The sequence below is a fragment of the Bacillus sp. P4_D3 genome (genome assembly GCF_056401855.1).
Window position 1 is genome coordinate 71,613 of the sequence record NZ_JBFUIN010000004.1, and the last position, 8,929, is coordinate 80,541.

An 8,929-nucleotide genomic window follows, 5' to 3' on the forward strand; every position below is an offset into this window, starting at 1 on the left:
ATGTATACTCCTCTTCTTTTTTGCCATTATTTTCTGATTGAATTGGAAGATTTATTCAAAAAACTACCAAAAATATATATGTATTTAAAAAATGAGTATGGTAATATAATGTTGAAATATTCCCAAAAGAAAGAAATTAAAATTTGATAATATTTTGTTTGTTTTTTATGGCTGAATATTTTATAATCTTTTATGCGAACGTAAGTTCTATTTCCGGGATGAAGAAGTTTATGTGAAATGGAGAGGGTGTTTTATGTATCCTGAAGTCATTAAAAAGATGGCATTTTCAAGAGAGCATAGAGATTTATTATTAAAGTTGTATAATAAAGAAATTACGCGTCGTGAATATGATCGACTTGTGGAATCGCTATATAGACCTTCTAAAGAGGTTTGCGAAGGATAAGGTGGGAGAGACAATCTAACGGATTGTCTTTTTTAAATTTTCGTATGTTCTGTTAAAATTAAGGTTAGCCTTAATAGGGAGGTGAAAAGCTTGCGAAAACGTTTATATATAGGGTTTGGAGTTGTTTTCTTAATCGTATTAGTCGGAATTGTATTTTGGTCGGCTTTACAAGGAAACCGTACGGAGCATTTTATTTTAAGGCATATGGTAAATGAAAATGGGACACTTGCAACGTACCGTTTAGAGGATACAAAGGCAGGAATGGGTGAAGCGAAGGGCCGTGAAGCTTTATCAGAATCGGCAGGACTATGGTTACAATATACGCTTGATAAAGATGATCAGTCACTATTTGATGAGCAAGTAAAGGTCATTCAAAATAATTTTGTACATAAGGAACACATCGTTTTATGGAAAATCTCTGAAAAGGGAGAAATGCAGTCAGCCACAAATGCACTTATAGATGATCTTCGTATTATTGAACAATTATATCGTGCTTATGAAATGTACAAGGAAGAGCGCTATAAAAACCTTGCTGATCAATTGAGCAATGCTGTACTTCGTTATAATAAAAAAGATAATTATTACGTGGATTATTATGATGCAGATGCAGGTGAACAAAATAAGTTTACAACAACATCTTACATAAATCCTCATGCATTCTCTTATATGAAAAAGTACGGAAAAATTTCTGCACAGCAGTATCAGGAAGTTGTTCAGTTTTTAGCTGATTATCCGAGGGAGGGTTGGGCATTTCCGAAAGAGTATAAAGAAGATGGTACATTTACATACGATAAAGAAGTGAATCTTATTGATCAATCATACGTTGCTTATCATCGCAGTTTAGGCGGTCTTTCATCAGATGCTTATTTAGAATTTATAAAGAAGAAATTTCGCGAAGACGGAAAGTTATACGGACGTTATAACTTAGAAACGGGAAAACAAGCTGTGAACTATGAATCACCAGCATCTTACGGATTAACAATTTTGTACGTACTACAAACAGGTGATACAAAGTTTGCGAAGGAATTGTATGAGCGGATGACTACATTCCGAAATGATAATGTATTTAGTAGATATTATGGTGGATATGTAACAGGTGAGAATAATAATACACATATTTTCGATAACGTACTACCACTTCTAGCTGAAATGGAATTGGAGAAGAGTAAAAAATAGAGTGCCACCCTAGGGGTGGCACTTTTTTCTTATTTCTTTTCCATTACCGCAAAGTAATTGTTTTCATTATCAGCAAAATTGAATGCTCTACCAGTAGGTAAATCTACAACTTGTCCAACCGTAACATTTTTCTCAGAAAGATCTTTATACAGTTGATCTAAGTTATTAGAGAAGAACATAAGTGAAGGTGTATTTAAGTTTAATTCAGGTTGCATCTTCGCAATTAACGCCTTATCGTGAAGGACAATGCTTGTTCCAGCTTCTTTTGCCAGCGCAATTTCAATCCAGCGAAATCCTTGTCCGTTATTTTCTTCCGCAACGATTTGGAATCCTACTGTTTCTGTCCAAAATTGTACTGATTCATCTTGGTTATTTACATATAACATAATTTGTCCAATTTGATTAATCATAGGTGTCTCCTGCTTTCTTTTCTTATATGAAATACTAGTATATCAAATATATGGTTTAAATACTTTTTCATGATTTTTCCGAATGGCAATCTTCGCCCATTTCATATTTGTCGTAGGGGAAGGCCCTGTAACCCATATATGAAATGGTAGTGTACTGCAAATGACCATTGTGAATATAGAAAGTACGGCTGTTACTGAAAATAGTAATAGACTATATAATATTGTGTTTTCTTGTAGTGCAAATAGAGAAAGAAACTTTGTGCCTATATGTAAAAAGAAAAAGTGGGCTAAATAGGCGCCGTACGTATAGTTTCCGATAAATTTTAACGTTTTATATAATAAGCCTCTTCGTTTTACAATCGTAATAGATAACACGTACAGTATCATAATTTCGCATACGATATATAGAAACATGGACGGTTTTAAATAAGTAGAAACGGTTAAATGAATAGAATTGGCGCCGTAAAAACTAAATAACTCATAATTGATGAATAAAAATAAGATGAAAAATAAGATTGTTATAAGCGGAATATGTTTCATGACAAATATACGCCAAGTTTGTAATGCTACAGCAGCTATTCCTCCCATGACGAAATAGAATGAGTAGAAGAAGAAGGAACGATCTGTATAATGTAAAATGGTTGAACTAGTCAGTTTCTCTCCATTAAAAATGTAGTGAGAAGAGTACCACATTAAGAAGAAATATAGACAAGTGAAAATGGTCATATATTTATATATGTCTTTTTTATTTTCTGTTCGTTTTTGAAACCAATAAAATAGTGTGCATAGTAACGGGAACAATAAGTGAATTTGGAACATCATAATAACGTACCAAAGATGAGGTGCAGCTGTTCCGAGTAATAAACTTTTTATTCCGCCTTGTAGTGTAATGACATCGTTTGTTGTTACTAGATAAAGAATAGACCAGAAGAAATAAGGGATGAGTAAATGTGTGGCTTTTTCATAAATATATTCTTTGTAAACAAGTTGCTTCGTATATTGCCGAATTAAATGGAAGCCGACGATAAATATGAATGCAGGTGCTGAAAATTTTGCAAGATTAAATAGCATGCCCATAATGAGGGATTGCTCGAGTAAGACATTTCCTTGATTCATTGTATATAATAAGGAACTTTGCAAAACGACAGCAAGAAATGCAATGCTTTGCAAAACTTTAAATTCTGGTGCGCTTTGTGTCATTGTGTACATCTCCTTTTCCATACATGATTATAGTACGGAGAAAGGATGAAAGGTGTGGAATATTTGTGAAGATTATAACAAATTTGTGGCGGGATGGAATTATATTAACGGTTTTGCTAATATATCTATCACAAATTCAAATATATCAACGATTTTTCAGATATATCGATTCACTGAAAAATAACACCAAAAAGAGGATGCTCCAACGAGCATCCTCTTTCCATATATTAAGCAAATTTATTTTTGATCCAGTTTTTACCTTCTACAAGACGAGCTGTCATTACGGCACAAGCGTTATCTCCTGTTACGTTTAACACTGTTGCAGGAGGATCGATGATTGTACTAATTGCGGCGATAATTGGCAATGCTTCTGGTGGGAATCCGTATAGAGAAACGATTAACATTTCACCAATCATACCTCCGCCCGGAATAGCACCCATTACTGTTCCTACTAATAGAGAAACAACAAGTGCAATTGCTAATGTTTTCGGTCCTTCGAATTCCATGTTGAAAATACCGAATAAGAAAGAAATTTTTAATACCCCGCCTAAAACAGATCCATCTTTATGCAGTGTAGATCCAAGAAGGACAACTGTTTCACGAACGTCAGAAGAAATACCCATTTTCTTCGTTGCTTCTAAGTTCGCTGGAATACTTGCGGCACTACTACAAGTTGCAAGTGATGTAACTGTAGGAGAGACCATGTTCTTCCAAAATACTTGTACACCTTGTTTGCGACCTGCAAGGTACGCATAGAATGTAAAGAATACAAAGAAGTAAATAAGAGAAGCCGGATAGTATACCATTGCTGCTCGGAAGTAAGTTCCAAGAAGTTGTGGTCCGAATTCACCAACTAATGCTGCGAAGTAGGCAGCTAGTCCGATTGGAGCGTAGTACATAATGAAAGATACAACTTTCATTGAAATTTCTGCACCAGCTTGTAAGAATGTAGCGAATGGTTTCCCTTTTTCACCAACTGCTGAAGTTGCAACCCCCATTAAGATAGAGAAGAAAATAAGAGCTAGCATGTTCTCACGAGATAGTAACTTTGAAAAGTCTGATACTGTTAGGATACCGACAATTTGATCAGCAACACTAACTGCCTTTTCAGCTTTATCAGGCTGTGTTAGTTCTAATACAACACCTTGTGCTGGCGGGAATACTTTCACAATAATAATCATAAAAATAGCAGCTAAAATACTTGTAAATAAGAAAGTTCCAGCCATACTAGACATAATTTTACCGAAACGTTTTAATCCATCCATATTAGCAATAGATGACGCGATGCTAAAGAACACTAACGGTACAACAATCGTAAACATTAAGTTTAAGAAAATGTCACCAAGCGGCTTTAAAGCAACTGCATCGGCACCCATGAAATAACCAATGAAACCACCAATTAGGATAGAAGATAATAAAATAAGCGGAAAGCGATATGCCTTCATAAATATACCCTCCTATCGATTATAAAAAATCATACTGAATCATTATAGCGAGTTAGAGACTTCTTTACTAGGAAAATACGGATAGATGGAATAGCGTGAAAACCGAGAAATTTTTGTTTTTAAGCTCGGCATACAGTTAGAAATCTAGACATATATATTTGTAACCTAGTGGTGGCAAGGGCTGTATCATACCTTAGGTTTAGAAAAAGAGGGAGGGAAACAGGATGAATATTTTGCTTTGCTGTGCAGCGGGAATGTCTTCCAGTTTGATAGTTACAAAAATGGAGAAAGCGGCACAGGCAAGGGGGATAGAGGTAAAGATTTGGGCTGTATCAGGTTCAGAAGTGCGAAATCATATCGATGATGCAGATGTACTTTTACTTGGACCGCAAGTACGTTATTTATTACCGAAAATGAAAGAATTATGTAAGGAGAAAGGAATACCTGTTGATGTCATTCAATCTGTCCATTATGGGCTTTGTAATGGAGAAGCTATCTTGCAAGCAGCTTTGTCAATGAAACCATGAGGAGAGTGGGATAGATGATTGGATTTTTAGAGAAATATGTGATGCCAGTAGCAGGAAAGGTTGCAGAGCAGAGACATTTGCAGGCGATTCGTGATGGTATTATTTTAACGATGCCTTTCTTGATTATTGGATCTTTCTTTCTAATTATTAGTGCTTTACCCATACCAGGGTATAATGATTTTATGGCAGGGCTGTTTGGGGAGAGTTGGCAGAAAGCTTTGGGGTATCCAGTTAGCGCAACATTTAATATAATGTCTTTAATAGCCACTTTTGGAATCGCTTACAGACTTGGAGGATACTATAAGGTCGATGCATTAGCGGCAGGGGCGTTATCACTTGTGACATTCTTACTTGCCACTCCGTTTCAAGTTGCATATATAATACCAAGTACGAAAGAAAGTGTACTTGTAGAAGGGGCTATACCAGCTGTTTTAATGGGAAGCCAAGGGTTATTCGTTGCGATGATTATAGCACTTATATCTACTGAACTTTATAGATTTATTGTACAAAAAAAGCTGATTATAAAAATGCCAGAAACGGTACCGCCAGCTGTGACACGTTCATTTGCAGCACTCGTTCCAGGATTTATTGTTGTAACTGTTATTTGGATCTTGCGCTTAATGATAGAAAATACTTCTTTCGGCAGCATCCATAATATTGTGGGGAAAATTTTACAAGAACCACTTAGTGCACTTGGTGCCAGTCTTTGGGGCGCGGTAATAGCCGTTATTATTGTCCATGTACTTTGGGCGTGTGGAATTCATGGCGCTGCAATTGTGGGCGGTGTAATGAGCCCGATTTGGTTGTCGTTAATGGACCAAAACCGAATTGCTTTTCAGGCTGGGCAAGACGTACCGAATACGATTACTGCGCAGTTCTTTGACTTATGGATTTATATGGGCGGTTCTGGCGCAACACTTGCTTTAGTTGTAGGAATGTTATTATTTGCGCGAAGTCAGCAATTGAAAAGTTTAGGACGATTGTCGATTGCACCTGGTATTTTTAATATTAATGAAATGGTGACTTTCGGAATGCCGATTGTAATGAACCCACTTTTACTTATTCCATTTATATTGGTGCCAGTCGTATTAACGGTTGTTTCTTATTTCGCAATGGAATGGGGATGGGTTGCACGTCCGAGTGGAGCTGCTGTACCTTGGACTACACCTATTCTTTTTAGTGGATATTTAGGGTCAGGCGGGAAAATTTCAGGGGTTGTTTTGCAACTCGTTAACTTTGCGCTTGCATTCTTTATTTACTTACCATTCTTAAAAATATGGGATAAACAAAAAGTAGCGGAAGAAAAGGKGGAGTAAAGAAATAAAATGGATACGATAGAGACGAAAGTTTTTCATTTAATCTTGCACGGGGGAAATGCGAGAAGCTGTTCAATGGAAGCAATTGATTGTGCTAAGCGCGGTGAATTTAAGGAAGCGGAAGCTAAATTACAAGAAGCTTTAAATGAATTGCAAGAGGCGCACCGCTTACAAACAGAGCTCATACAGAAAGAAGCTGGCGGGGAAAAGACAGAAGTTACCCTGCTGATGGTACATGCGCAAGATCATTTAATGAACGCAATTACAGTGAAGGAATTGGCGAGTGAATTTGTAGAATTATATAGGAAGATGTGAGTAGCTGAATGAACCTTGCGTATGCAAGGTTTTTTTATGTTTTTAAAAGAGACAGTTATGACGAAAAGAGGGCTACTTATGGATGATTGTATTTATTATTTCCAGGTTTATGCTGACTTTATATTGGAAACGAAAAATAGCAAAATTAAATCATCAATTAAGATAAAGTGAAACTTTAATCAGTGGGGGTTTTGTTCATCCCCCACTGATTATTAGTTGAACCAATCGGGCGTTTACGGGCAGTGGATCTCCCACCTAACTTCTTTGCTCCAGCCGAATTTTGAGGTGGGAGTTTTACTGCCCGGCGAATAGCGGGGTGAATAGACTATGTATGTGTGCTTACCATCAGTGGAGTGTTATCAGTTCCACTGATGGTATTTTTATATTAACAAGCCTCCTTCTTCATGGGTAAATGGGGATGATAATTAATCGATAGTAACAAATTCTCCTACACCACGAATTAATTTTTTTATATGCATACGTTCTGGTTTTAACACGCTTATTATAGAATCAATAGCTTTTTGAGGATCAACAGATGTGCCACAAGTATAACAATCAATTGCTGCAAATTTCTTTTCGGGATAAGTGTGAATAGAGAGATGGCTTTCTGATAATAAAATTAATACCGTAACTCCATATGGGTGGAATTCCTTGCTACTTACATTTAAAACGTGGGCACCAGAGCGATTCGCAGCGGCAACTAAATGATGCTCTAAAAAATGAATATCATTTAATAGAGAAAAATCTACGCCCCATAAATCTACTATTATATGACGCCCAAACGTAGAATATTCCATATATTTGCACCTTCCTTGTCAAAACTCCATTTCTTTTTGATAGCAATGATGTAGGATAAGATCAGATTCTGAATTTAAAACGGCATTATTACGGTGCTCTAAATGTTCTTCTTTAAATTGAAATAAAGGAGCAAGAAGAGAAGGTAATGTTCGAGGGGATGGTACTACGTAAAATTGTTCAATTTGATCGAGTACAAACGAGGAGTTAGCGGCAATATGAAATCCCCAGTCAGTTCCGAAAGAAGGAACAATTGTATGATAGCTTTTTACAGTTAATCCGGCATGTTCAATTGTGTTACCAATACTCCAATATACAAGAGGTGCATCAGCAGGTGAATTAGATTGGCAAACAAATGCGCCATCCTCTGTTAGGAACGTAGCTATAAGGGCAAAGAGTTCACTCGTATATAAAGTGCTTAATACTTCTGTCGCTGGATCCGGAAAATCAATAATAATTACATCATATAAAGAGGAAGGAGATTTCAGAAATTCTTTTGCGTCACATACATGTACATTTGCGCGATCGTCAAAAAATGCGCGTTGGTTTAAAGCGACTAATTCTGGAACATTGCGAGCCATCTTAATCATTTCTTCGTCTAAGTCGACGAGGTCTACATGGATAACCGTTTCATATTTTAAAACCTCTCTTAAAGCAAGGCCATCGCCACCGCCTAATATGAGAACACGCTTTGGATCTATTACCTTTGACATAATCGGATGAACTAGTGCCTCATGATAGATTTGCTCATCGACGGAACTAAATTGTAGCTGTTTATCCAAATATAGACGAATATCGCTTACTTGGAGTAAGTTAATGTTTTGATAATTGCTTTTTTTTTCAAATAAACTTGTATGTTCGCCAGCTTGTATTTCTTTTAGTGAAATTTCATCCCATATATCTAAGCTGTGCGAATTTGTTGGTACTATTATTACATTTTCCGATTGTACTTGCTTATCGTCTTCGTCCTCGTCTTCGTCCTCGTCTTCGTCCTGTTTATCTTGCTTATCGTGTTTATCTTGTTTGTCCTGCTTGTCTTGCTTGTCTTGCTTGTCTTGTTTATCTTGCTTATCGTGTTTATCTTGTTTGTCCTGCTTGTCTTGCTTGTCTTGTTTATCTTGCTTATCGTGTTTATCTTGTTTGTCCTGCTTGTCTTGTTTATCTGGTTTGTCCTGCTTGTCTTGTTTGTCTTGTTTGTCTTGTTTATCTGGTTTGTCTTGCTTGTCTGGTTTATCTTGCTTGTCTTGTTTATCTTGCTTGTCTTGTTTATCTTGCTTGTCTTGTTTATCTTGCTTGTCTTGTTTATCTTGCTTGTCTTGTTTATCTTGCTTGTCTTGTTTAT

At 36.4% G+C, this 8,929-nt stretch carries 10 protein-coding genes; 5 read left to right on the forward strand and 5 right to left on the reverse strand.

Going from position 1 to position 8,929, the window contains the following annotated elements; translation table 11 throughout:
* The first annotated feature begins 253 nt into the window (after nucleotides 1-253).
* Entirely contained in the window at nucleotides 254-403 is a 150-nt protein-coding gene (locus AC1DTM_RS01660; protein WP_002144831.1) for a hypothetical protein, read from the forward strand.
* A gap of 90 nt (nucleotides 404-493) precedes the next feature.
* Nucleotides 494-1,579 (forward strand): hypothetical protein, encoded by a 1,086-nt coding sequence (locus tag AC1DTM_RS01665; protein WP_016106645.1) that lies wholly within the window; start codon nucleotides 494-496, stop codon nucleotides 1,577-1,579.
* Between the two features lie 29 nt (nucleotides 1,580-1,608).
* On the opposite strand, the gene AC1DTM_RS01670 is transcribed toward AC1DTM_RS01665, so the two are convergent.
* From AC1DTM_RS01670 to AC1DTM_RS01680, 3 genes are all read right to left on the reverse strand, one after another.
* Entirely contained in the window at nucleotides 1,609-1,989 is a 381-nt protein-coding gene (locus AC1DTM_RS01670) for a VOC family protein (protein ID WP_002159850.1), read from the reverse strand.
* 42 nt (nucleotides 1,990-2,031) lie between these two features.
* Entirely contained in the window at nucleotides 2,032-3,189 is a 1,158-nt protein-coding gene (locus tag AC1DTM_RS01675; protein ID WP_477000010.1) for an acyltransferase, read from the reverse strand.
* A 227-nt stretch (nucleotides 3,190-3,416) separates the two neighbouring features.
* On the reverse strand, nucleotides 3,417-4,634 hold the full coding sequence (locus tag AC1DTM_RS01680) for a dicarboxylate/amino acid:cation symporter (RefSeq protein ID WP_002112907.1): 1,218 nt from the start codon (nucleotides 4,632-4,634) through the stop codon (nucleotides 3,417-3,419).
* A gap of 224 nt (nucleotides 4,635-4,858) precedes the next feature.
* On the opposite strand from AC1DTM_RS01680, the gene AC1DTM_RS01685 reads away from it, so the two are divergent.
* Genes AC1DTM_RS01685 through AC1DTM_RS01695 form a run of 3 tightly spaced genes read left to right on the forward strand, consistent with a single transcriptional unit; the run spans nucleotide 4,859 to nucleotide 6,792 of the window.
* Entirely contained in the window at nucleotides 4,859-5,161 is a 303-nt protein-coding gene (locus AC1DTM_RS01685; RefSeq protein ID WP_002198836.1) for a PTS sugar transporter subunit IIB, read from the forward strand.
* Nucleotides 5,162-5,175: 14 nt separating this feature from the next.
* On the forward strand, nucleotides 5,176-6,477 hold the full coding sequence (celB, locus tag AC1DTM_RS01690; RefSeq protein WP_477000011.1) for a PTS cellobiose transporter subunit IIC: 1,302 nt from the start codon (nucleotides 5,176-5,178) through the stop codon (nucleotides 6,475-6,477).
* A 9-nt stretch (nucleotides 6,478-6,486) separates the two neighbouring features.
* The gene (locus AC1DTM_RS01695) at nucleotides 6,487-6,792 is read left to right on the forward strand and encodes a PTS sugar transporter subunit IIA (RefSeq protein WP_002112903.1); all 306 of its coding nucleotides are present in this window, start codon (nucleotides 6,487-6,489) and stop codon (nucleotides 6,790-6,792) included.
* Between the two features lie 425 nt (nucleotides 6,793-7,217).
* Here AC1DTM_RS01695 and speD read toward each other — a convergent pair whose 3' ends face one another.
* Nucleotides 7,218-7,589, reverse strand: a complete 372-nt coding sequence (speD, locus tag AC1DTM_RS01700; RefSeq protein WP_088099684.1) for an adenosylmethionine decarboxylase — start codon at nucleotides 7,587-7,589, stop codon at nucleotides 7,218-7,220.
* Nucleotides 7,590-7,607: 18 nt separating this feature from the next.
* Nucleotides 7,608-8,929: polyamine aminopropyltransferase (locus AC1DTM_RS01705; protein ID WP_477000012.1), on the reverse strand; the 1,322-nt coding region annotated here is incomplete at its 5' end.